General features: G+C 71.8%; 18 protein-coding genes, 1 tRNA gene and 1 other RNA gene. 8 read left to right on the top strand and 12 right to left on the bottom strand.

Features of this window, described 5'->3' with window-relative positions:
* Positions 1 to 46 precede the first annotated feature (46 nt).
* Positions 47 to 883 (top strand): helix-turn-helix transcriptional regulator, encoded by an 837-nt coding sequence (locus tag ACSQ2D_RS18355; RefSeq protein ID WP_435987352.1) that lies wholly within the window; start codon positions 47 to 49, stop codon positions 881 to 883.
* A 62-nt stretch (positions 884 to 945) separates the two neighbouring features.
* Here ACSQ2D_RS18355 and ACSQ2D_RS18350 read toward each other — a convergent pair whose 3' ends face one another.
* Entirely contained in the window at positions 946 to 2,535 is a 1,590-nt protein-coding gene (locus ACSQ2D_RS18350; protein ID WP_435987351.1) for a helicase HerA-like domain-containing protein, read from the bottom strand.
* Positions 2,536 to 2,586: 51 nt separating this feature from the next.
* Here ACSQ2D_RS18350 and ACSQ2D_RS18345 point away from each other — a divergent pair, with 51 nt between their 5' ends.
* Both ACSQ2D_RS18345 and ACSQ2D_RS18340 read left to right on the top strand, forming a co-directional pair.
* Entirely contained in the window at positions 2,587 to 2,883 is a 297-nt protein-coding gene (locus ACSQ2D_RS18345) for a type II toxin-antitoxin system VapB family antitoxin (RefSeq protein WP_020145941.1), read from the top strand.
* 45 nt (positions 2,884 to 2,928) lie between these two features.
* The gene (locus tag ACSQ2D_RS18340; protein WP_435987350.1) at positions 2,929 to 3,465 is read left to right on the top strand and encodes a LytR C-terminal domain-containing protein; all 537 of its coding nucleotides are present in this window, start codon (positions 2,929 to 2,931) and stop codon (positions 3,463 to 3,465) included.
* Positions 3,466 to 3,540: 75 nt separating this feature from the next.
* Here ACSQ2D_RS18340 and ACSQ2D_RS18335 read toward each other — a convergent pair whose 3' ends face one another.
* Both ACSQ2D_RS18335 and argF read right to left on the bottom strand, forming a co-directional pair.
* Entirely contained in the window at positions 3,541 to 4,572 is a 1,032-nt protein-coding gene (locus ACSQ2D_RS18335) for a metallophosphoesterase (RefSeq protein ID WP_435987349.1), read from the bottom strand.
* A gap of 95 nt (positions 4,573 to 4,667) precedes the next feature.
* Entirely contained in the window at positions 4,668 to 5,675 is a 1,008-nt protein-coding gene (gene argF / locus ACSQ2D_RS18330; RefSeq protein WP_435987348.1) for an ornithine carbamoyltransferase, read from the bottom strand.
* 111 nt (positions 5,676 to 5,786) lie between these two features.
* Here argF and ACSQ2D_RS18325 point away from each other — a divergent pair, with 111 nt between their 5' ends.
* The gene (locus ACSQ2D_RS18325) at positions 5,787 to 6,818 is read left to right on the top strand and encodes a hypothetical protein (protein WP_435987347.1); all 1,032 of its coding nucleotides are present in this window, start codon (positions 5,787 to 5,789) and stop codon (positions 6,816 to 6,818) included.
* 36 nt (positions 6,819 to 6,854) lie between these two features.
* On the opposite strand, the gene ACSQ2D_RS18320 is transcribed toward ACSQ2D_RS18325, so the two are convergent.
* Positions 6,855 to 7,799 (bottom strand): MBL fold metallo-hydrolase, encoded by a 945-nt coding sequence (locus ACSQ2D_RS18320; protein ID WP_435987346.1) that lies wholly within the window; start codon positions 7,797 to 7,799, stop codon positions 6,855 to 6,857.
* An 84-nt stretch (positions 7,800 to 7,883) separates the two neighbouring features.
* On the opposite strand from ACSQ2D_RS18320, the gene ACSQ2D_RS18315 reads away from it, so the two are divergent.
* Positions 7,884 to 7,971 (top strand) — tRNA-Ser (locus tag ACSQ2D_RS18315).
* 287 nt (positions 7,972 to 8,258) lie between these two features.
* Here ACSQ2D_RS18315 and ACSQ2D_RS18310 read toward each other — a convergent pair.
* Positions 8,259 to 8,732, bottom strand: coding sequence for a hypothetical protein (locus ACSQ2D_RS18310; protein ID WP_435987345.1), 474 nt, complete (start codon positions 8,730 to 8,732; stop codon positions 8,259 to 8,261).
* A 111-nt stretch (positions 8,733 to 8,843) separates the two neighbouring features.
* On the opposite strand from ACSQ2D_RS18310, the gene ACSQ2D_RS18305 reads away from it, so the two are divergent.
* Both ACSQ2D_RS18305 and ffs read left to right on the top strand, forming a co-directional pair.
* Positions 8,844 to 10,166 carry an MFS transporter gene (locus ACSQ2D_RS18305; RefSeq protein ID WP_435987344.1) on the top strand — a complete coding sequence of 441 codons (1,323 nt, stop codon included), beginning with the start codon at positions 8,844 to 8,846 and terminating at the stop codon, positions 10,164 to 10,166.
* 24 nt (positions 10,167 to 10,190) lie between these two features.
* Positions 10,191 to 10,287, top strand: an RNA gene (gene ffs / locus ACSQ2D_RS18300) — signal recognition particle sRNA small type.
* A 29-nt stretch (positions 10,288 to 10,316) separates the two neighbouring features.
* On the opposite strand, the gene ACSQ2D_RS18295 is transcribed toward ffs, so the two are convergent.
* Positions 10,317 to 11,390, bottom strand: a complete 1,074-nt coding sequence (locus ACSQ2D_RS18295; protein ID WP_435987343.1) for a substrate-binding domain-containing protein — start codon at positions 11,388 to 11,390, stop codon at positions 10,317 to 10,319.
* A 190-nt stretch (positions 11,391 to 11,580) separates the two neighbouring features.
* Between ACSQ2D_RS18295 and ACSQ2D_RS18290 the strand changes: the two genes are divergently transcribed.
* Positions 11,581 to 12,834 carry an MFS transporter gene (locus ACSQ2D_RS18290; RefSeq protein ID WP_435987342.1) on the top strand — a complete coding sequence of 418 codons (1,254 nt, stop codon included), beginning with the start codon at positions 11,581 to 11,583 and terminating at the stop codon, positions 12,832 to 12,834.
* Positions 12,835 to 13,437: 603 nt separating this feature from the next.
* Here ACSQ2D_RS18290 and ACSQ2D_RS18285 read toward each other — a convergent pair.
* From ACSQ2D_RS18285 to egtB, 6 genes are all read right to left on the bottom strand, one after another.
* Positions 13,438 to 14,664, bottom strand: coding sequence for a GNAT family N-acetyltransferase (locus ACSQ2D_RS18285; protein ID WP_435987341.1), 1,227 nt, complete (start codon positions 14,662 to 14,664; stop codon positions 13,438 to 13,440).
* A 49-nt stretch (positions 14,665 to 14,713) separates the two neighbouring features.
* Entirely contained in the window at positions 14,714 to 16,240 is a 1,527-nt protein-coding gene (locus ACSQ2D_RS18280) for a hypothetical protein (protein ID WP_435987340.1), read from the bottom strand.
* 12 nt (positions 16,241 to 16,252) lie between these two features.
* A complete protein-coding gene (locus ACSQ2D_RS18275; protein ID WP_435987339.1) occupies positions 16,253 to 16,909 on the bottom strand; it encodes an ABC transporter ATP-binding protein in 657 nt (218 codons plus the stop codon).
* 134 nt (positions 16,910 to 17,043) lie between these two features.
* The gene (locus ACSQ2D_RS18270) at positions 17,044 to 17,505 is read right to left on the bottom strand and encodes a DUF3817 domain-containing protein (protein ID WP_435987338.1); all 462 of its coding nucleotides are present in this window, start codon (positions 17,503 to 17,505) and stop codon (positions 17,044 to 17,046) included.
* Positions 17,506 to 17,608: 103 nt separating this feature from the next.
* A complete protein-coding gene (gene egtD / locus ACSQ2D_RS18265; protein WP_435987337.1) occupies positions 17,609 to 18,589 on the bottom strand; it encodes an L-histidine N(alpha)-methyltransferase in 981 nt (326 codons plus the stop codon).
* Entirely contained in the window at positions 18,576 to 19,874 is a 1,299-nt protein-coding gene (gene egtB, locus ACSQ2D_RS18260; protein ID WP_435987336.1) for an ergothioneine biosynthesis protein EgtB, read from the bottom strand. Before egtB ends, egtD begins: the two co-directional genes overlap by 14 nt.
* Positions 19,875 to 19,960 lie beyond the last annotated feature (86 nt).

Raw genomic sequence — 19,960 nt, 5'->3', positions numbered from 1 at the left:
ACGGCATACGTCATCGGTGGGCCCGGCCACTGGCAGGATGTGCGCCATGACCACGGACGTCCCCCTCAGCGTGCGCACCCCCTCCCCCCTGGGCGAGTTCCTTCGCGCGCGCCGGCACGAGCTGGCCCCGGAGGAGGTCGGCATCAAGCGGGCCAAGGGTCGGCGCCGGGTGGGCCTCAGCCGCACCGAGGTGGCCGAGCTCGCCAACATCTCCGTGGCGTACTACGACATCATCGAGCGCGGCCGCGACCTGCGTCCGAGCAAGAGCGTCATCGACGGCCTCGCCCGCGCCCTCAAGCTCAACGCCGACGGACGCTCCCACCTGCACGCGCTCGCGACGGGCACCCCGTCGCGCCGGCCGCAGGCACCGGAGGAGCTGACCGAGGAGCTCGAGGAGCTGCTCGACTCGATCGACCCGAACCCGGCCTACGTCGTCGGTGCCCGCTGGGACGTGCTGGGCGCGAACCACACGGCCTGCCAGCTCTTCACGGACTGGGAGAGCAAGCGCAACAAGCGCGAGCGCAACCTGCTGTGGTTCTACTGCTGCGACCCGGCGGCCCGGAGCCTCTTCGTCGACTGGGAGCAGGAGGCGGCCGACCAGCTCGCGCTCTTCCGCGAGGCGTACGCACGGCACCCCGACGACCCGTCGTTCAAGCGGATCCTCGACGAGATCTTCAAGACGAACCCGGACACCGTCGAGTGGTGGGAGCGCCACGACACCGACCCGACCCGGGGCCGCACCAAGCGGATCCGCCTCGACACCGGCCAGGTCATCCAGCTGCGTCAGCTCGTCCTGCAGGTGCTCGACGAGCCGGACATCCGCATCATCAGCTACTTCGCCGACGTCGACGGTGACCTCGACGACGTCGAGTTCGACGCGTAGGAGCGACAGGGCGCCCCGACCCACGAACGGTCGAGGCGCCCCGGGCTGGGAGTCGGTGGGGGTCAGCGTTTGCGCGTGCCGAAGATGCTGCGGGTGATCTCGCGGCCGATGACGGTGCCGGCCGACCGCAGCATCGACTTGAACGCCGAGCTGCCGGCGACCTGCGCGATGAGGCCCGGCTCCTCCTTGGGGGCGCGCTTCGCCGCGGGAGCGGGAGCGGGCGCCGGTGCTGCCGGCGCGGGAGCGGGCGCGGCCGGCGCAGCGGGAGCCGCCTGCAACCTGGCCGCCAGCTTCTCGTAGGCGGACTCGCGGTCGACGACGTCGGCATACTTCGTCTTGAGCTGCGACGCGGCGATGACGGCGTCCATCGTCGCGGGCGACGAGGGGTCCATGAGGGAGTTCGGGGCCTTCATCCGGGTCCACGCGACGGGCGTCGGCACGCCCTTGTCCGACAGCACCGTGACGACGGCCTCGCCGATGCCGAGGCTCGTGAGGAGCTTCTCCATGTCGTACGCCGTGTGCGGGTAGGTGGCGATGGCCTGCTTGAGCGCCTTGGCGTCGTCGGGGGTGAAGGCGCGCAGCGCGTGCTGGACGCGGTTGCCGAGCTGGGCGAGGACGCCCGACGGGACGTCCTTGGGCGACTGCGTGACGAAGAAGACGCCGATGCCCTTGGAGCGGATGAGCCGGACCGTCTGCTCGATGGCCTGCAGGAACGCCTTGCTCGCGTCGTTGAAGAGCAGGTGTGCCTCGTCGAAGAAGAAGACGAGCTTCGGCTTGTCGACGTCGCCCTCCTCCGGCAGGTCGTGGAAGAGGTCGGCGAGCATCCACATGAGGAACGTCGAGAAGAGCTGCGGGCGGTCCTGCACCTGGGGCAGCTCGAGGCAGGAGATGATCCCCTTGCCGTCGGCGGCGGTGCGCAGCAGGTCGCTCGTCTCGAACTCGGGCTCGCCGAAGAAGGCGCCGGCGCCCTGGTCCTCGAAGGTGATGAGGTTGCGCAGGATGACGCCGGCCGTCGCGCTCGAGAGGCCGCCGAGGTCCTTGAGGTCGGCCTTGCCCTCGTCGGACGTCAGGTGGCTGATGACGGCGCGCAGGTCCTTGAGGTCGAGGAGCGCGAGGCCGTTCTTGTCGGCGTAGTGGAAGATCAGCCCGAGGCTGCTCTCCTGGGTGTCGTTGAGGCCGAGGACCTTGCTCAGCAGGGTCGGGCCGAAGCTCGTGATCGTGGCGCGGATCGCGATGCCGTCGCCCTTGCCGCCGAGCGAGTAGAACTCCGTGGGGTATGCCGTCGCCGTCCACGGGATGCCGACGTCGGCCGCGCGGCTGGTGATCTTGTCGCCGCCCTCGCCGGGCGTCGCGAGACCCGAGAGGTCACCCTTCATGTCCGCGAGGAAGACGGGGACGCCCTGGTCGGACAGCTGCTCCGCCATGAGCTGGAGCGTCTTCGTCTTGCCCGTGCCGGTCGCGCCCGCGACGAGCCCGTGACGGTTGAGGACGCTGAGCGGGATCTGCACGGGGGCGTCGGCGTGGGCCTGGCCGTCGACGACCGCGGCGCCGAGCTTGAGCACGCCTCCGTCGAACGCGTAGCCGGCCCGGATCTCGTCGATCTGGCCCGTGTCGCCGGCTCCCTGGGCTCCTGAGGCTGCAGTCTCGGTCACGCTTCGAACTCTAGTGGCCGGTCGTCCACGTTCGACGCCTATGCTGACCCGGTGATTTTCAAGGCCGTCGGCGACTCGCGCCCGTACCCAGACCATGGACTCGAGACGACCAAGGACTGGTCGAACGTCCCGCCCCGGGTGGTGCAGCTCGGCGAGCTCATCACCACCAAGAGCACGCTCGACCTGCGCGGCCTGCTCGCCGACGACTCGACCTTCTACGGTGACCTCTTCCCGCACTGCGTCGAGTGGGAGGGCGAGCTCTACCTCGAGGACGGGCTGCACCGGGCACTGCGCGCCGCGCTGCAGCAGCGTCCTGTCCTTCACGCCCGAGTCCTCGTACTCTCCTGACACAGGGCTGCCCGACCACGGGGGCCGACGGACGAAGGAGCGGTGATGTCGGAGGTCGTTGACGAGGACGACCGCACCTACCGGGTGCGGCGCCAGCGCCGGTCGACGATCGTCATCGCGGTCGTCCTGCTGAGCCTGGCGGGCGCGTTCTACTACGCCTCGACCTACTTCCGCGACACGACCCCGACGCCGGGACCGTGCACGACGGAGGTGCCGGTCGCCCCGCTGCGTCCGGCCGACGTGAGCCTCAACGTCTACAACTCGACGGCGCGCAAGGGACTGGCCGCGGCGGTCGCCAAGGCTGCGGCCGACCGCGGTTTCTCGGTCAAGGCCGTCGGCAACGACCCGAAGGACGCCGGGGTCAAGCAGGTCGCGCAGATCCGCTTCGGACCCGAGGGTGCGGCCTCGGCCCGCCTCGTCAAGACGCACGTGCCGAAGGCCGTCTACGTCAACGACAAGCGCAAGGGCGACACGGTCGACCTCGTCGTCGGCGCGGCGTGGAAGAGCTTCGGCCCGGTGCCGGTCGTCGCGACGCCCACCCAGACGCTGCGCCAGTGCCCGACGATCACCGTCCAGCAGTGACCCGAGCGTGAGTATGCCGTCCGGCGCGGTCTGCGCCGGACGGCATACTCACGCCGTGGCTGGTGTCCCGCCCGGTCAGGGCGCGTAGGGGACGCGCTGCCAGGACAGCACGTGCTCGGCGCCCGGGCGGTTGACGGTGACCTCGAGGAAGTCCCTGTTGTTGCTCGAGCCGTCGACCGTGACGCGGGTGAGGTTGTCGGCCGAGCCCTCGACGCCGTAGAAGTCGAGCCACCGCGACCCTGACGCGAGCGGTCGGTCGGAGTTGTAGACGTGGCTGTCGCCGTTGAAGAGGTAGACCTCGCCGTCGAAGGCATCCGACTGGGCGACGAGCTCGCGCACGAGCGGTTGGAAGGCGGAGTTGTCCGCCCACGTCACCGCGTACGTCGGGTCGAACATGTCGGCCTGGAGGAAGAGCGCGACGGCCCGGTCGTGGCGCTGGCGGGCTCCGGCGAAGGCCGAACGGACCTGTGCCACGGCGTTGTCCATGCGCGCCTGCTCCTCGGCGACCTGCTGCGCCGTGGGTGCGGTGAAGCCCAGCTCGGGCCAGGGGAGCAGGCCGTTGTTGCTGCCGACGACGTGCAGCGTCGCGATGTCGACGCCCTGACGCCGGAACGAGACGTTCTCGGGGAAGCCGGCGGTCGCCTGCGACGCGACGGTCAGGTCGGCGCCGAGGGTGTGGCCCGCGCGGGGGAAGAAGGTCGACCGGACGGCGGCGAGGCGCTCGAGGGGGTCGTAGGTGCCGTTGTTGGTGCGGTGGCAGTCGGTCCACTCGTTGTCGCCGGGCGTGTAGACGAGCGGCATGGTGAAGCGGTCGAACTGCGTGCGGACCATCGAGAAGTACTCGTTGGTGCACGCCGACGAGCCGTTCTTGATGTCGCCGACGTGGATGGTGAAGGAGAGGTCGGGGGTCGCGTTGATCTGGTCGACCCACGTCGGGAAGGCCGCGACCTGGGCGTCGCCGTAGGGCACGTCACCGATGACGGCGAAGCGGTAGTGGCCGTCCTTGTCCTGGCCGGGCACGTCCGCGGCGGTGGCGGCCGTGGCAGCGGGAAGGACGACGAGCGCGGCGGCGACGGCCGCGAGGGCTGGGGTGCGAGAGAGGTGCATGACTGAGTTCTCCCGCGCCGCGACCGAACGGCACCACCTCGAACCGGTGAACGTCAGGCGACGGGAGGCTGGGAGGCCGCTGGGACCCCCCGCCGTCAGAGCTGCACCAGCGTGGCGACCATGAGGGCCTTGATCGTGTGCATCCGGTTCTCGGCCTGGTCGAAGACGACCGAGGCGTCGGACTCGAAGACGTCGTCGGTGACCTCGAGCTCCTTGAGCCCGAACTGCTCGTGGACGTCCATCCCGACCTGCGTCTCGAGGTCGTGGAAGGCGGGAAGGCAGTGCATGAACTTCACAGCCGGATTCCCTGTCAGCGCAAGGAGCTCCGCGTTGACCTGGTAGGGCGTGAGCAGCTCGATGCGGTCGGCCCACACCTCCTTGGGCTCACCCATCGACACCCACACGTCGGTGTGGACGAAGTCGACGCCGCGCACCCCCTCGGCCACGTCCTCGGTGAGCGTGAGCCGCGCACCGGTCTCGGCGGCATACCTCCTCGCGACGGCGACGACGGCGTCGGACGGCCACAGCGACTGCGGCGCCACGATGCGTACGTCCATGCCGAGCAGGGCCCCGGTGACGAGGAGCGAGTTGCCCATGTTGAAGCGGGCGTCCCCGACGTAGGCGTACGCGATCTGCTCGTCGGGCTTGCCCGCGTGCTCGCGCATCGTCAGGGCGTCGCAGAGGGACTGCGTCGGGTGCCAGTCGTCGGTGAGGCCGTTCCACACAGGGACGCCGGCGAAGGCGCCGAGCGTCTCGATGACGTCGTGGCCCGCACCCCGGTACTCGATGCCGTCGTAGAAGCGGCCGAGCACGCGGGCGGTGTCCTTGGCCGACTCCTTGTGGCCCATCTGCGAGCCGATCGGGTCGAGGTAGGTCGTGCTGGCGCCCTGGTCGGCCGCGGCCACCTCGAAGGCGCACCGGGTGCGGGTCGAGGTCTTCGCGAAGAGCAGCGCGATGTTCTTGCCGGTGAGGCGTCGCTCCTCGCGGCCCTCGCGCTTGGCGGCCTTGAGCTCGGCGGCGAGGTCGAGCAGCGCCCGGAACTCGTCGGGCGTCAGGTCGATCTCCTTGAGCAGGTTGCGGCGGTGGAGTGCGGCGAGCGACATGGACGTGATGGTTTCAGGCGTCGTCGGGGCGGGGCAATCCGGTCTCAGGACATCGGACGGATCATTTGCGAACTCAACCCGGAGGAGGTGAGGGGGTCCTAACGTCGTTGCATGGCGCGAAGGTTCGGGCGACGGCGACAAGTTTTCCTTTTCCTGGCCGCGGTCGGCATCGGTCTCATCGCTCCGGCCGTCATCGACGGAGCGGCCGCTGCCGATGCTCCCACCACGCCGCAGCTGGTCATCTTGGACGCCGACGGGGTCACGTTCAAGGTGAAGAGCTCAGACTTCTTGGAGTACGGCAACCCGGTCGCCGCCGCTACCGCTTCCATCGTGCTCAGCAACAGCGGACTAGACGCGCAGCAAGTCCGCGTACGCGCATTCATGCCCGACGGAACAGAAAGACCGGTAGTAACGAACCCTCCGACTCATCGAGTTGTCATGGGGCAGGTCCTCGCGGTGCCGCTCACCATGGAGGTGAGGCCCTCTGATCCTGCGTCAGGGTTGCTCGTGGTTGAGGATGCGGCAACTGCGGATCCGGTGGCCAAGACGACATTCGGCATTCGTCGAAGCGTGGCGCTGTGGGTTCTCTTGAAGCCGATCTGGGGTGGCCTCGCGGCCGCCCTCATCATTTTCGCGTTGTTGTTCGCCGTCTTGCGTGCCCAACACAACGACGTCCGCATGGGAAGGCACCTCAGGGCCGGAAGCGACTGGAAGTTCAACGAGAGCTGGGCGTCCAATATCGGAGCGGCGGGCGCGCTGGTCGCGGCAGTAGCTGGTGCCAGCGGTCAGCTATCTCAGCTCCTGCCACAGTTCCCCGCTGCGCAGCTGGTCGGGGTGAACCTGTTCCTCGGCTTCCTCGTACTGCTGGCGCCCGTCGCCTACCTCACCTTCAAGGACGGGAACGAGGGCACCATCGGTGGCCTCATGCTCGGCGGGCTGCTGTCTCTCTGGGCGGCGCTCGGGCAGATCGTGTCCGTTGTGTTGCTGCTAGGCCGGTCGGGCGTCTCCAGTGGACTCCGACTCGGTCTGGGGGTCATGGCGATTCTCGTGGTCGTGCTCATTGCGGCCTACGTGTGGCGATCGGTTTTTTCACTCGTCGCAGGGGGCACGCATCGGGCGAGTCGGTCCACGGCGATCATGTGAGCGTCAGACGCTTGGGTCCCCGCCGGCAATCCGGTCTCAGGGAGCCGTTCGGCGGCGGTGCAGCCCGAGCCGCCAGCGGACCTGCTCGAGGAGGGCCCGGGCCTGGAGCGGGACGAGGACGCGGGGGCCCTCGCCGATGCAGAAGACGACGTCGTCGAAACGGTGGATGCCGGGACGGTGCGCCACGGTGCGGAAGGCGTCGCGCGCGGCGCGCAGCTGCGCGACGGTCATGAAGGGGGACGGTTCGTCGGGCTGGTAGCGCGCGCCGAGCGGGTAGTCGCGACCGGGGCTCCGCGTCATCTCGACGTGGCAGCCGAGGACGTGGCCGACGCGGCGGTCCTCGGCGAGGGCGACGAGGCGGTCGAGGGTGTCGAGCAGGGCGGCGGAGTCCTCGACGTAGATGCGGCCGGGGTAGACCGTGTCGCCCGTGTGGAGCAGCCCGGTGGTCGGGTCGTGGAGCGCGATCGAGGCGGCCTGGTGTCCGGGGATGCCGAGGACCTCGAGCGGGCGCCCGCCGAGGTCGAGGGTCACGACCTGGGTCGGCCAGTCGCTGACGCCGAAGAAGGCGCACACGCTCGCGAGGTCGTGGCCGATGACGGTCGTGTGCGGCCGGTCGGCGAAGGCTGCGTCGCCGGCGACGTGGTCGCCGTGGCCGTGCGTGTGGGCGACGACGAGCTCGTACGCGTTCGGCGGGGCCTGCTCCGTCTGCGCGGCCAGGTGGTCCGCGACGAGACCGTCGACGGCGTGGCGCAGGGTCGTCCCGTCGACCGCGCCGGTGTCGAGGAGCAGGGCGCGGCGCTCGCCGAGGAGCAGCAGGATGAACGGGGCCTCGAAGGTGAGGTCCTTGCTCTGCCGGATCAGGACGGTGCCGGGGGCGAGGTGGTGCACCTGGAGCGGGGGGTCGTGCCGCCGTCGCCGGGACGGTGCGCCGTGGATCCAGGCGACGTCGGTGTCGAGCGGGACCGTCGCGGGAGGGGCCATGGGGTGATTGTGCTCCGGGGTCGCGCAGGGCGCCGGGGGAGCCCGATTTCTTGTGCGGGGTCCGCCTCCGGTAACCTGCGCGACGGAGGATTCGCATAGTGGCCTAGTGCGCACGATTGGAAATCGTGTTGGGATAAAACCCTCGGGGGTTCAAATCCCCCATCCTCCGCCACATGACAGCGGCCCCCATCGCGCCCAGCGCGATGGGGGCCGCTGTCATGTGACGGAGTCCTTCGGATTCGGGAGGAGCCGGGGGCCGCGACCCCGCGAGGAACGAGCGGCCCCCCGGCGCCGCGGCGACGGTTCCCCCGTCCCCGCGGGCGGTGGTGTCCCCGGCCGAGCGGGCATGAAACCAGACCCGAGGGGCAGGAGACCGACCCGACGGGCGGGTCACCCAGCCCGGACGAAGGGCCGAGAGGCCCCGTCAGGGAGCTCCACGCATACGCAAGCCGTGTCGTCTCACTCGTGCCCGATGAGCAGCTCGCCCAGCAGGAAGGCCAGCACGAACGTGCCGCCGAGGAGCGGCAGCATGATCACCGGCAGCGAGCGTTCCCGCGAGATGGACACGGCGCTGACGCCGGCGGCCGCGGCGAAGAGGCCGAGGGCGAGGCTGATCTCGGCGAGGGGCGTGAAGATCAGGGCGGCGCCGGCGACGAAGCAGGTCAGCGCGACCCAGCCCGCGGTGCTCGTCGGCAGGACGCTGAGGCGGTCGCCGCGGGCGTGGACGACGCCGACGACGACCACGACGAGGGCGGCGAAGAGCAGGGCGAAGCCGGCCGTCCAGCAGACGCCCGCGGCGTCCGGGTTCGGGACGACGAACGTGGCCGCCGCGACGAGGAGCCCGCCGATCCCGAGCCCGAGGGCCCACGGGCTCACGGGGCCTCGGGCCGGGTGCGGGGAAGAGGTCTGGGGGTGCTGCTGCAGGGTCGACATGGCGACCTCCTTCGGTGCTTCCACGCTCGCCGCGGGCGGGGGTGCGCGCCAGAGTCGAAGGTCCCCGAAAAGCGTGCGACGGCTGTCGGTGGGGCACGGCAGACTGCCCCGGTGAGCTCGACCAGTGCCGCCCGACCGCCGCTGTCCTCGTTCTGGCACGACCTGCCGCGCGAGGGCAAGCTGCTCATCTCGACCGTCGTCTTCCAGTCGATCGGCACGGGTCTCGTCCTGCCGTTCATGGTCGTCTACCTCCACGAGGTGCGCGGCATCCCGCTCGAGACCGTGGGCCTGCTGCTCGCGCTGCAGGCCGGCGTCGGCATCGTGCTCGTCGCTCCGGCGGGCGCGCTCATCGACCGCATCGGTCCGCGGCGCGTCTACGCGAGCAGCCTCGTCGCGCTGCTGCTCGCCGACGTCGTGCTGGCGCTCGCCACGACGACGGGGCAGGCCGCCGTCGCGCTCGTGCTCATGGGCTACGGCTTCGGCATCGTGTGGCCGGCGTCGAGCGCGCTCATCGGCAGTCTCATCCCGAGCGGGCAGCGGCAGCGCTACTTCGGCATCAACTTCACGCTGCTCAACCTCGGCATCGGCATCGGTGGCATCGTCGGTGGGCGCTTCGTCGACGTGTCGCGGCCGGGCACGTTCGTCGCGGTCTACCTGCTCGACGCCCTCAGCTACGTGCCGGGGCTCGTCATCCTCCTCGTCCCGCTGCGCCACGCCCGCGACCGGGTCGCCCGGCCGGCTGACGACGGGTCCGAGGCGGTCTCCTACGTCGCGCTGCTGCGCGACCCCCGGCTGCGGGCCCTGCTGCTCCTCGTCGGCGTCGCAGCGCTCGTCAGCTACCCCCAGCTCAACGCCGGTATGCCGGCCTTCGCGCGGGCCGTGGGAGAGGTCTCGACCGAGGGGCTCGGCTACGCGTTCGCGGCCAACACCGTCGTCATCGTGCTGCTCCAGCTCTTCGTGCTCCAACGCATCGAGGGGCGGCGTCGCACGCGGGTCACCGTCGTCATGGCGTTCACGTGGATGGTGGCCTGGACCCTGCTCGGGGCGACGTCGCTCGTGCCGGGCACGGTCACGGCCACGGTGCTGCTGTGCGCGTGCGCCGGGGTCTTCGGTCTCGGCGAGACGATGCTGCAGCCGACGAGCGCCGCCATGGTCAACGACCTCGCGCCGGACCACCTGCGGGGCCGCTACAACGCGCTCAGCTCGCTCATGTTCTCGATCGCCTTCGTCATCGGACCGGTCGTCGCGAGCTTCCTCATCGGGCGCGACCTGGGCCTCGTCTACATCGGCTTCCTCGTCGGCGGATGCGTCCTGCTCGCCGTCATCTCGCTCGTCGTCGAGCGGCGGCTGCCGCCGCACGTCAACGGTGTCCGCGAGGTCGAGCAGGTGTCGACCGCGAGCCCGGCCACCGCGGGAGGGGCGATTTCCGGCTGACGTCGGGGGCGGCATACACTGGCCGTCGGCACCCCGCGTGGTGGTACCTCTCCGAACTCCCCCAGGGCAGGAATGCAGCAAGGGTAGGAGAGCTCTTCCAGGTACGCGGGGTGTCCCTTTTCCCTCCGTGCCCGTGGCCCTGGTGCTCGGTCAGGCCGGGGGAGCGGTCGTCGTGCCGACCCGCAGGTCGACCGGCTGGGTCACGCTCCGGGGGCGCGTGCCGTCGAGGCGCTTGCGCACGAGCGTGCCGAGGATGCGGCCCTTCTCGCGACCTCGCTGGTCCATCGTCGTGATCCGGTGCGGCAGCCAGGGGAGGTCGACGCCGTCGAAGCCGGTGACGCTGAGGTCGTCGGGCACGCGCAGGCCGAGCTCCTCCGCGGCGACGATGACGCCGGCGGCGATGACGTCGGACTGGGTGACGATCGCGGTGGGTCGCTCGTCCTCGGGCACGTCGAGCAGCGCCCGACCGGCGATCCGCCCGCCCTCGAACGACGAGCCGTCCCCGGTCTGGACCGCTGGAGCGTTCGCCCCGAAGACGTCACGGAAGCCGAGCAGGCGGCCCACGCTCGGCACGTTGGCCTCGCCCGGGCGCACCTCGGCGTCGGGGACCGGTCCGGCCTCGCTCGTGGGGAGCATCGGCATGGCGACGTGGGCGACGCGGCGGTGCCCGAGCGAGCGCACGTGCTCGGCGATGGCCACGCCCGCGGCCCGCTCGTCGACCCGCACCTGGGTGATGCGCCGGTCGCCCGGCACGCCGGTGCTGAACATGGGGATGCCGCGCGCCGCGAGGTGCTCGACGGCCGGGTTCTCGCCGGGCCCGCACAGTGAGAAGACGACGGCGTCGAGCGCGAGCGGTGCGAGCTGTGGGACGACGGACTCGCCTGCGCCCGTGGGCTGCCCGATGAGCAGCATCCCCGTGGGCACGGTCTCGAGCACCTCGGCGAGGCCGTCGAGGACGGCGATGGCGAAGGGGTCGCGGAAGGCCATTCGCAGGCGGCCCTCGACGAGGACGCCGATCGCGCCGGAGCGGCCCTGACGCAGGGACGAGGCGAGGGGGTTGGGGCCGGTGAAGCCGAGCTCGGCCGCGGCGGCGCGGACGCGGTCGCCCGTGGCCTCCGCGACCGGACCCTTGCCGCTGAAGACGAGGGAGGCCGTCGACACCGACACCCCGGCGCGCTCGGCGACATCGCGCAGCGTCGGGCGGGCTTGACCTCGGGTGACCATGGGAGGCATGCTATCGAAACGTTTCGAGTCGAATCGATTCGAAGGCTGGGCAGGCCCGACCTCACCCCTCGGCCCGCGCCCTGATCCACCGTTGAACCCATCGTCACACCGCCGTCGAGGCGGCGGCCGCCGGACGGCCTGCCCGCATCACCACCCCCCGACGGCCGTCGTCCTTGAGAGGCTTGCTGTCATGTCCGCCGTCAGTGCCCCGCCGGCCGCCGTCGTCCGCACGGCCCGCACCGCCGTCTTCACGGCCTTCGCGATCAACGGAGCCGCCTTCGCGGCCTTCGCCTCGCGCGTCCCGGACATCAAGCACGAGCTCGGGCTCTCGGCCGGACAGCTCGGCCTGACGCTGCTCGCCGCCTCGCTCGGCTCCGTCATCGGGCTGCCGCTGTCGGGCTGGATCGTCCATCGTCTCGGCGCCGCCCGCACGGTGCTGGGTGCCGCCGTCGTCCAGAGCGTCGGGCTGCTCGGCGTCGGCCTCGGCGTCGACGTCGCCCACAACCGCGCCGTCGTCATGGCCGGTCTCGTGTTCGTCGGCATCGGCACCGGGGTCTTCGACGTCGCGATGAACCTCGAGGGCGCCGAGGTCGAGCGATTCCTCGGCCGCGCGATCATGCCGCACTTCCACGCGGCCTTCAGCGGTGGCACGGTCGTGAGTGCCCTCATCGGTGCGGGGCTGTCGTTCCTCCACGTGCCGGTCGCCGTTCACCTCGCCGGCATCGTCGTGCTGCTGCTCGTCGTGACCCCGTGGTTCCTGCGCGCCTTCCTGCCCCGTTCGGTCGAGACGGACGAGTCCGGAGCCGAGGTGCGCTCGGGAGCAGGGATCGGCGCGGCCTGGCGCGAGCCGCGGACGCTGCTCATCGGCGTCGTCGTGCTCGCAGCGGCCTTCACCGAGGGCACCGCGAACGACTGGGTCGCCGTCGCCCTCTCCGACGGCTACGGCCTCGAGCGGTGGGTCGGCGTCGTCGGTTTCGCCGTCTTCCTCACGGCGATGACGGCCGGCCGCCTGCTCGGCACCCGGGTGCTCGACGAGCGGGGGCGCGTCCCGGTGCTCCGGGTCCTCTTCGTCTCCGCCGTCGTCGGCTGCCTCCTCGTCGTCTACGGCGGCCCGGTGCTGGCCTTCGTCGGTGCTGCGATCTGGGGCGTCGGCGCGAGCCTCGGCTTCCCGGTCGGCATGAGCGCCGCGGCGGACGACCCCAAGCGCGCCGCTGCCCGGATGAGCGTCGTCTCGACGATCGGCTACACGGCCTTCCTCGCCGGACCGCCGCTGCTCGGCTTCCTCGGTGACCACGTCGGCGTGCTGCACTCGCTGCTCGTCGTCGGGGCCATGGCGGTCGTCGCCCTGCTCGCTCTCCCCGCCGTCCGCGAGCCCGACCGCGCCGCCACCACCGCCAGCCCCGCCACCACCGCGACCACCTCGACCACCTCGACCACCGACTGACCCCGCCCACCCGCTCGAGTGAGCGCGCAGCCCCACTCGAGTGGCCGCGCCGTCCCAACCGTCACACGCGCTCGGGACCTCGCGCTCGCTCGACTGGTGCGAAGCGTTCACTCGAGTGGCCGCGTGGTCCCAGAGCTCGCACCCGTCACAGCGACGGGTGTGACGACGGGGCCACTTCGACTGTGTCGGGCGCTCACTCGAGTGAGCGCGCAGCCCCACTCGAGTGGCCGCGCCGTCCCAACCGTCACACGCGCTCGGGACCTCGCGCTCGCTCGACTGGTGCGAAGCGTTCACTCGAGTGGCCGCGTGGTCCCAGAGCTCGCACCCGTCACAGCGACGGGTGTGACGACGGGGCCACTTCGACTGTGTCGGGCGCTCACTCGAGTGAGCGCGCAGCCCCACTCGAGTGGCCGCGCCGTCCCAACCGTCACACGCGCTCGGGACCTCGCGCTCGCTCGACTGGTGCGAAGCGTTCACTCGAGTGGCCGCGTGGTCCCAGAGCCCGCACCCGTCACAGCGACGGGTGTGACGACGGGGCCACTCGACGGGGTGGGCCGGGTGCGAGGTGTGGCGACGGGGCCACTCGACGGGGTGGGTCGGGTGTCAGAAGTACTCGGTGATGAACGGCTGGCCGGCGAAGACGGCGTCGAGTGCGGCGTCGCCGTCGGGGCTGCCCCCGGAGGCGAGGCCGGCCTGGCGCAGGCGGGACACGGACCAGCCGCACCACAGCGCCGCCAGCCCTCGCGCCTCGACCCGCAGCGCGTTCGAGGTGATCCCGTCCGCCACGTGGGTGTCGGCATCACCGCGAACCGGGGCGTCGTCGGTGCGCGTCGCAGCGCCCCGGCCGTCGCGGACCGTCAGGCTCCACCGGCCGGCGTTGGCGGGCGCGTCGGGGTCCTCGACGAGGAGGTCGACCTCGACCGAGGTGTGCCGGCCGAACCCCCGCGCCCCGAACGCCGCCTCGAGGTCGACGACCCGGGCCATCCACGGGATCTGCTGGACCTCCACCGCCGGCAGCCCGCCGAGCGCGAGGGTCACGGGATCGCGCGGGTCGAGGAAGGTGTGCACGGTCGGAGCGGCGGACGACCCCGACCCCACGACACCCCACAGCGTCGCCGCGGCCTCGGGCGTCGTCGCGACGAGCTCCTCGACCGTGACTGCCTGCTCGGACAGGTCGTAGACGACGTAGCCGCCGTCGACGACGTACGCGATGAGCTCGTCGCGCTCGAGCATCCCCGTGAGTGCCTCCACCGACCGCACCATCGGTCCGCTGACCCCGTGCCGGGCGCTCGACGCGCGGGCGAGGTCGTGCATCTGCTGTGCGTCGCCCGGCACCGCGGGGCGCAGGCCGGTCGTCGCAGCCCGCCCGGCACGCGAGGGGCCGAGCTCGCGGAGGTGGTGGGCGGCATACGTCATCCGCGTCTGCACGCCCCCGATCTCGTAGCCCGAGCGGCGGTAGAGGGTCGCGGTGGTCGGGAAGAGGCACGAGACGACGTCGCCCAGCTCGCCCATCCGCGCGATGAGCGCGCGGGTCAGGGTCGTGGCGACGCCACGGCCACGGGCGCTCGGCTCGACGTAGACGCCGGCCACGCCGCCCATCTGCAGGTGCCGCCCACCCCACGCCTGCTCGTAGGGTCGGATGCGGCCGGCGCCGAGGACCGTGTCGGACTCGTCGACGACCGCGATCATCCGGCCACCGAGGGTCTCGGCGGACACGCGCTGCCACCACGCGTCGCCGCCCATGCCGAGCGGACCGAACGACCGGTTGCGGATGGCCAGGACGGCGGGGAGGTCGGCGTCGACGACGTCACGCGTGCGCAGCTCGCTCATGGCCCCGAACCTAACGAGTGGTCGCCGTCGACGGCGAACGGGTTGTCGCTCAGGCCCGGTGCAGGTAGGTCAGGCGCCGGACCTTCGAGACCGCCCACGCGAGCACGGCGTAGACGAGCCAGCTCACGACCGAGAGCCACGTGTAGTTCGTGGCCTTGGTGAGCACCGCGACGAGCGAGCCGAGCACGACGACGGAGAGGGCCGGCACGGCATACCAGGCGACCACCATCTGGGGACGCAGCATGAAGGTGGGGGCGCCGCGGAACGCCGCCAGCACGTTGCCCGCGACGACGAGCACGAGGACGAGCCACAGCGACAGCGGCGCGCCCACCGGCAGCGACCCGAAGGCCCCGGCGACGCCCACCCAGCCGCCGAGCACGAGGACCGTCAGCGCGGTCGGGACCGTCACGTGCGCCACGGCCTCGGTCAGCTCGCCGGTGCCGAGGAGGGATGGGGTGCCGGCGTTGTCGGCCTGCAGCCGCAGGCCCTCGGCCCAGGACCCGAAGCCGAGGTAGAGCGGTAGCAGGCCGATCGTCGCCGCGATGCTCGGGGCCGCGGGCTGCGTGAACGCCCACGTGACGACCGCGCCGCCGAGCAGCGTGAGGCCCAGGCCGGAGAGGAACGCCCCGGGGGTGCGCCGCAGGCCGAGGACGTCGCGGCGCACGAGCACCCCGAACGGGCGGCCGGGACGGAGGCGGGCCGACCTGCCGTGCCGGACCGGTCGGGTCAGGGCGAGCCGTGCCGTGCGGAGGTTGCCCGTCAGGGCGGACCCGGCCATCGTCGAGGTGTTGGCGGAGTGGGCCCGCAGCGACTCGGCGTGCAGCTCGCGGAGGGCGTCGGGCACCCGCCAGAGCAGGCTGAGGCCGCGGTCCGGGCCCGGCCAGGAGCGCACCTGCGACCAGAGCCAGAGCCGCGTGGCGAGGACGCCGAGCGCGGTGCCGACGAGCGTCGTGACGATGAGCGTCCCGACCCCGGCGAGGTGGGCGAAGGCGAGGCCGGCCCCGATGGTGAGGCCGCTGAGCGCGCCGACGAACACACCGCCGACCGCGGCGTAGCGCCACCACCGTCGCAGTGCGAGGGCGCGGTCGACGGGCACCGGGAGCACGAGGTCGATCCACGGCATCGGCGGCACGACCGGCCCGCGGAAGCGGCCGGCGAAGACGACGGCACCGAGCAGTGCTGCGACGGACGCGACGAGCAGCGCGATCGCCACCGGGGAGCGCAGCTGGTCACCGAGGGAGGTCGCGTCCGACGTGCGGAAGACCGCCTGGACGATCGGCAGTCCGTAGACGAGCGCCCCGAGGAAGAGGACGTAGCCGGCATAGAGCCCCTGCTGGCGGGCCTTGCGCGCGGCCTCGCCGCCGATGACCCAGTCGGCCTGGCCGAGGAGGTCGTGGTCGTCGTAGTCGACCTCGGCCGGTCCCGGCACGTCGTGCGTCGTATCGTTTCCCGTCCGGTCGTATGCCGTCCGGTCGGGTGCCGTGGAGGCCGTCGAGTCACTGGTCGGCTCGGGCACGGGCGGAGCCGTGGGTTCGGGTGCGGGCTCGACGCGGGCGGGCCGCTTGCGCTTGCTCATCGTCGGTCCGCGTCAACGCGCCGGCACGATGTCGACGACGCGGGTCGCCAGGCTGGCCGTGAGCTCCGGGTCGTGGCAGGCCATGACGACCGTGCCGCCGGACTCGGTGCGCTCACGGATCAGCTCGGCGACGACCTGGCGCTTGCCGGTGTCGAGCCGCTGCTCGGGCTCGTCGAGGAGCACGACGCTGGCCGGCCGCGAGAAGGTCAGTGCGAGCCGGAAGAGCTGCTCCTGACCGGACGACAGCTCGTGCGGGAAGCGGTCGTCGAGGTGGGCGATGCCGAGCCGGTCGAGCAGGGCGAGGCTGCGGTCGTCCGACGTGGCGGGGTCGCCGCCCCACGTCGAGTCGATGAGGACGAGGTGGTCGACGAGCGTCAGGTCGCGGTAGGTCGTCGGGGCGCCGAGCAGGGCCGCGACGGCGGCACGCACCGCCCGGTCGCGCTCGTCCGCCTCGCGTCCGCCGATCGTCGCGGTGCCCGTGCTGGGCGCGAGCAGGCCGCCGATGATGCGCAGCAGGGTCGTCTTGCCGGAGCCGTTGGGTCCCCGCAGGACGATGCACTCGCCCGGATCGGCGCTGACGTCGGTCGGCAGCAGCAGGGTCGTCTCGTCGATCGTCTTGCCGACGCCCTCCGCACGGACCTCGCCGGCCAGCACTGCGACCGCACCCATCTGTGCCCATCCCTTCGTCGACCCTGCCGAGCTGTCGGAAGCCACCGTATGCCGCCCGGCTGCGAATCCCGTGATCGGGAGAACCGGCCCACCCGACGGACCCACGAGGTCGAGTGGGCACCTCGTCGCGTGAGTCAGCCCTGCGAGCCGACGGGCGGGCCGACGGCGAGCGCGACGCCGGTCAGGGCGAGCACCGCGACGATGCCGACGCCGACGGCGACCATCGGCCGGGCGAGCAGGGCGGCGACGACGCGCTCGGCCGGGGTGGTCGGGGTGTCGCCGCCACGGCCGAGGCGCCAGCCACCGTCGAGGAGGCCGCGCCGCTCGAGGCGCCGCTCCCACCAGACGGTGAGGAAGGGCGGGACGGCGCTGAGCAGGCCGAGCAGACCGTCGCGGGCGGTCCAGCGCTGGTTGACCCAGAGCAGGACGGTGACGAGGCAGAAGGCGATGAAGACGACGCCGTGCACGAGTCCGAAGACCTTCACGCCGAGCTCGGTCGTGCGGGTGACGTACTTGAGCGCCATCCCGATCAGGAGGAGGGCCCACGTCACGACCTCCGCGAGGGCGATCCGGCGGTAGAGGGTGCGAGGGGTCATGCGGAGATCTCCTACGTCGTGTCGTACTGGAGCGCCCAGTGTGCCAAACGACGGGAGGGCCCCCTCCGCGACCCCGCCGCCGACCGACTGCGGACCCACTCGTTCAGTCGTCGCGGCGGGCCAGGGTCAGGGCGAAGTCGCCGTCGTCGTCGGTCCACGTGCGCTCGACCGTGAAGCCTGCGGCGTCCAGCTCGTCGCGCAGGCTCTCCCGGCGGAACTTCGTCGAGATCTCGACGCGGATCTCCTCGCCGTGCGCCAGGTCGAATGTCAGGTCGGCGCCGGGGATGGTGACCCGCTGGGGCATGTCGGCACGCAGCCGGAGGTCCATCCGCTCCTGCCGGGGGTCCCAGAACGGGACGTAGGAGAAGGCGTCGATGTCGAAGTCGGCGCCGAGCTCGCGGTTGAGCACCCGGAGGCAGTTCGTCACGAAGCTCGCCGTGACGCCCCGGCTGTCGTCATAGGCCGAGATGAGCCGGTCGGTGCTCTTGACGAGGTCGGTGCCGAGCAGGAACCAGTCGCCGGGCTCGAGGCTGTCGTGGAGGGCACCGAGGAAGGCGGCCCGCTCCTCGACGTAGAAGTTGCCGATGGTCCCGCCGAGGAAGGCGACGAGCCGCCGCCCGCCCCGTGGCAGGTGCCCGAGGTGCAGCGTGAAGTCGCCGACGAGGGCCTCGACGCGCAGCGACGGGTAGCGCTCGGACAGCATGGTCGCCGCGTCGCGCAGGGTCTGCTCGGACACGTCGACCGGGACGAAGCGCTCGAGGCTCCCGGTCGTCGTGAAGGCGTCGAGCAGGGTGCGCGTCTTGTCGCTCGTGCCGCTGCCCAGCTCGACGACGGTCGTCGCGTCGCACGCGGCCACGATGTCGGCGGCGTGGTCGCGCAGGATCGCCCGCTCGCGCTCGGTGGGGTAGTACTCCGGCAGCCGGGTGATCTCGTCGAAGAGGTCGGAGCCGACGTCGTCGTAGAGCCACTTCGGCGGCAGGGTGCGCGGCTGCGAGCCGAGCCCACGGCGTACGTCGTCGACGAGCGCGCCGGACGCCCAGTCGGGGTCGAGCGCGACGGTGACGACCGGCTCACGCGCGCTCATCGGCGCTCACCCCGTCGGCGAGGCGGACCCCGGACAGGGCCCACCGCGAGCCCGGTGGGAAGAAGTTGCGGTAGGTGGCGCGGGCGTGACCGGGAGGGGTCAGGGCGCAGCCGCCGCGGAGGACCATCTGGCCCGACATGAACTTGCCGTTGTACTCGCCGATGGCGCCGGCCGGCGGGTGGTAGCCCGGGTAGGCGAGGTAGGCCGAGGTCGTCCACTCCCAGCAGTCGCCGTAGACCTGGCGCAGGTGCCCGGTGCTCGGACCGGCCGCGCGCGGGTGGAACGTCTCGGTGTCGGCGAGGTTGCCGCCGATCGCGGTCGCGTCCGCCTGGCCGTCGGCGACGACGGCGTGCTCCCACTCGCCTTCGGTGGGCAGCCGCTTGCCGGCCCACGTGGCGTACGCGTCGGCCTCGTAGTGGCTGACGTGGCTCACCGGGAGGCCCGGGTCGACGGGGCGGGTGCCGCTCAGGGTGTGCTCGAACCACGCGCCGTCGACCTCGGTCCAGTAGAACGGCGCGCGCCAGCCCTCGGCGCGCACCTTTCCCCAGCCGTCGGAGAGCCAGAGCTCGTGGCGCTCGTAGCCGCCGTCGGCCATGAACTCGAGCCACTCGCCGTTGGTGACGAGGCGGTCGGCGAGGCGGTAGGGCTCGAGCCACTGCTGGTGCAGCGGCAGCTCGTTGTCGAAGCTGAACCCGCCGCCTCGGTGACCCACCTCGACGAGGCCGCCCTCGACGTCGACCCAGCCCAACGGGTCGGGAGCCGACAGCGCGAGGGGGCTGCCGGCATACGTCGGCTTGAGAGGGTTGACCGAGAGGACGTGCTTGATGTCCATGAGGAGCAGCTCCTGGTGCTGCTGCTCGTGGTGGAAGCCGAGCTCGATCGTCGACGTGAGCTTCTCGAGCGAGCCGCCGTCGAGGGTCGTGACGAGGTCGCGCATGCGCGCGTCGACGTCGGCGCGGTAGAGCCCGACGTCGTGGGCGCCCGGGCGGGTGATGAACCCACGCTCGGCGCGGGCGTAGCGCGGCCCCACACCCTCGTAGTAGCTGTTGAAGAGGAACCAGTACTGGTCCTGGTAGGGCTTGAACGACGGCTCGTGGTCGGCGAGCACGAACGTCTCGAAGAACCACGTCACGTGCGCACGGTGCCACTTCGTCGGCGACACGTCGGGCATCGACTGGACGGTCTGGTCCTCCGGGGACAGCGGGGACGCGAGCGTCTCGGTGTGCGCTCGCACCTCGTCGTAGCGGGCGACGATCGTGTCGGCGTCCCAGGTCGGGTCGGGCATGGGTGACCTCCTCCGTCCGGCCCGTGGCGCCCCGTGCGCCGTGACCGGTGAATCGACCCTAGGCATACCCGGTGACACCCGCTCGT

Source organism: Terrabacter sp. LjRoot27 (assembly GCF_964254175.1).
Classification (GTDB): Bacteria; Actinomycetota; Actinomycetes; order Actinomycetales; family Dermatophilaceae; genus Terrabacter.
This window is presented reverse-complemented; position numbering and strand designations above follow the sequence as displayed.

What these genes read in the sequence shown, in the direction of transcription:
- ACSQ2D_RS18355 (WP_435987352.1), top strand. Translation starts at nt 47, where the DNA reads ATGACCACGGACGTCCCCCTCAGCGTGCGCACCCCCTCCCCCCTGGGC.
- ACSQ2D_RS18340 (WP_435987350.1), top strand. Translation starts at nt 2,929, where the DNA reads ATGTCGGAGGTCGTTGACGAGGACGACCGCACCTACCGGGTGCGGCGC.
- ACSQ2D_RS18335 (WP_435987349.1), bottom strand. Translation starts at nt 4,572, where the DNA reads ATGCACCTCTCTCGCACCCCAGCCCTCGCGGCCGTCGCCGCCGCGCTC.
- argF (WP_435987348.1), bottom strand. Translation starts at nt 5,675, where the DNA reads ATGTCGCTCGCCGCACTCCACCGCCGCAACCTGCTCAAGGAGATCGAC.
- ACSQ2D_RS18325 (WP_435987347.1), top strand. Translation starts at nt 5,787, where the DNA reads ATGGCGCGAAGGTTCGGGCGACGGCGACAAGTTTTCCTTTTCCTGGCC.
- ACSQ2D_RS18320 (WP_435987346.1), bottom strand. Translation starts at nt 7,799, where the DNA reads ATGGCCCCTCCCGCGACGGTCCCGCTCGACACCGACGTCGCCTGGATC.
- ACSQ2D_RS18310 (WP_435987345.1), bottom strand. Translation starts at nt 8,732, where the DNA reads ATGTCGACCCTGCAGCAGCACCCCCAGACCTCTTCCCCGCACCCGGCC.
- ACSQ2D_RS18295 (WP_435987343.1), bottom strand. Translation starts at nt 11,390, where the DNA reads ATGGTCACCCGAGGTCAAGCCCGCCCGACGCTGCGCGATGTCGCCGAG.
- ACSQ2D_RS18290 (WP_435987342.1), top strand. Translation starts at nt 11,581, where the DNA reads ATGTCCGCCGTCAGTGCCCCGCCGGCCGCCGTCGTCCGCACGGCCCGC.
- ACSQ2D_RS18285 (WP_435987341.1), bottom strand. Translation starts at nt 14,664, where the DNA reads ATGAGCGAGCTGCGCACGCGTGACGTCGTCGACGCCGACCTCCCCGCC.
- ACSQ2D_RS18280 (WP_435987340.1), bottom strand. Translation starts at nt 16,240, where the DNA reads ATGAGCAAGCGCAAGCGGCCCGCCCGCGTCGAGCCCGCACCCGAACCC.
- ACSQ2D_RS18275 (WP_435987339.1), bottom strand. Translation starts at nt 16,909, where the DNA reads ATGGGTGCGGTCGCAGTGCTGGCCGGCGAGGTCCGTGCGGAGGGCGTC.
- ACSQ2D_RS18270 (WP_435987338.1), bottom strand. Translation starts at nt 17,505, where the DNA reads ATGACCCCTCGCACCCTCTACCGCCGGATCGCCCTCGCGGAGGTCGTG.
- egtD (WP_435987337.1), bottom strand. Translation starts at nt 18,589, where the DNA reads ATGAGCGCGCGTGAGCCGGTCGTCACCGTCGCGCTCGACCCCGACTGG.
- egtB (WP_435987336.1), bottom strand. Translation starts at nt 19,874, where the DNA reads ATGCCCGACCCGACCTGGGACGCCGACACGATCGTCGCCCGCTACGAC.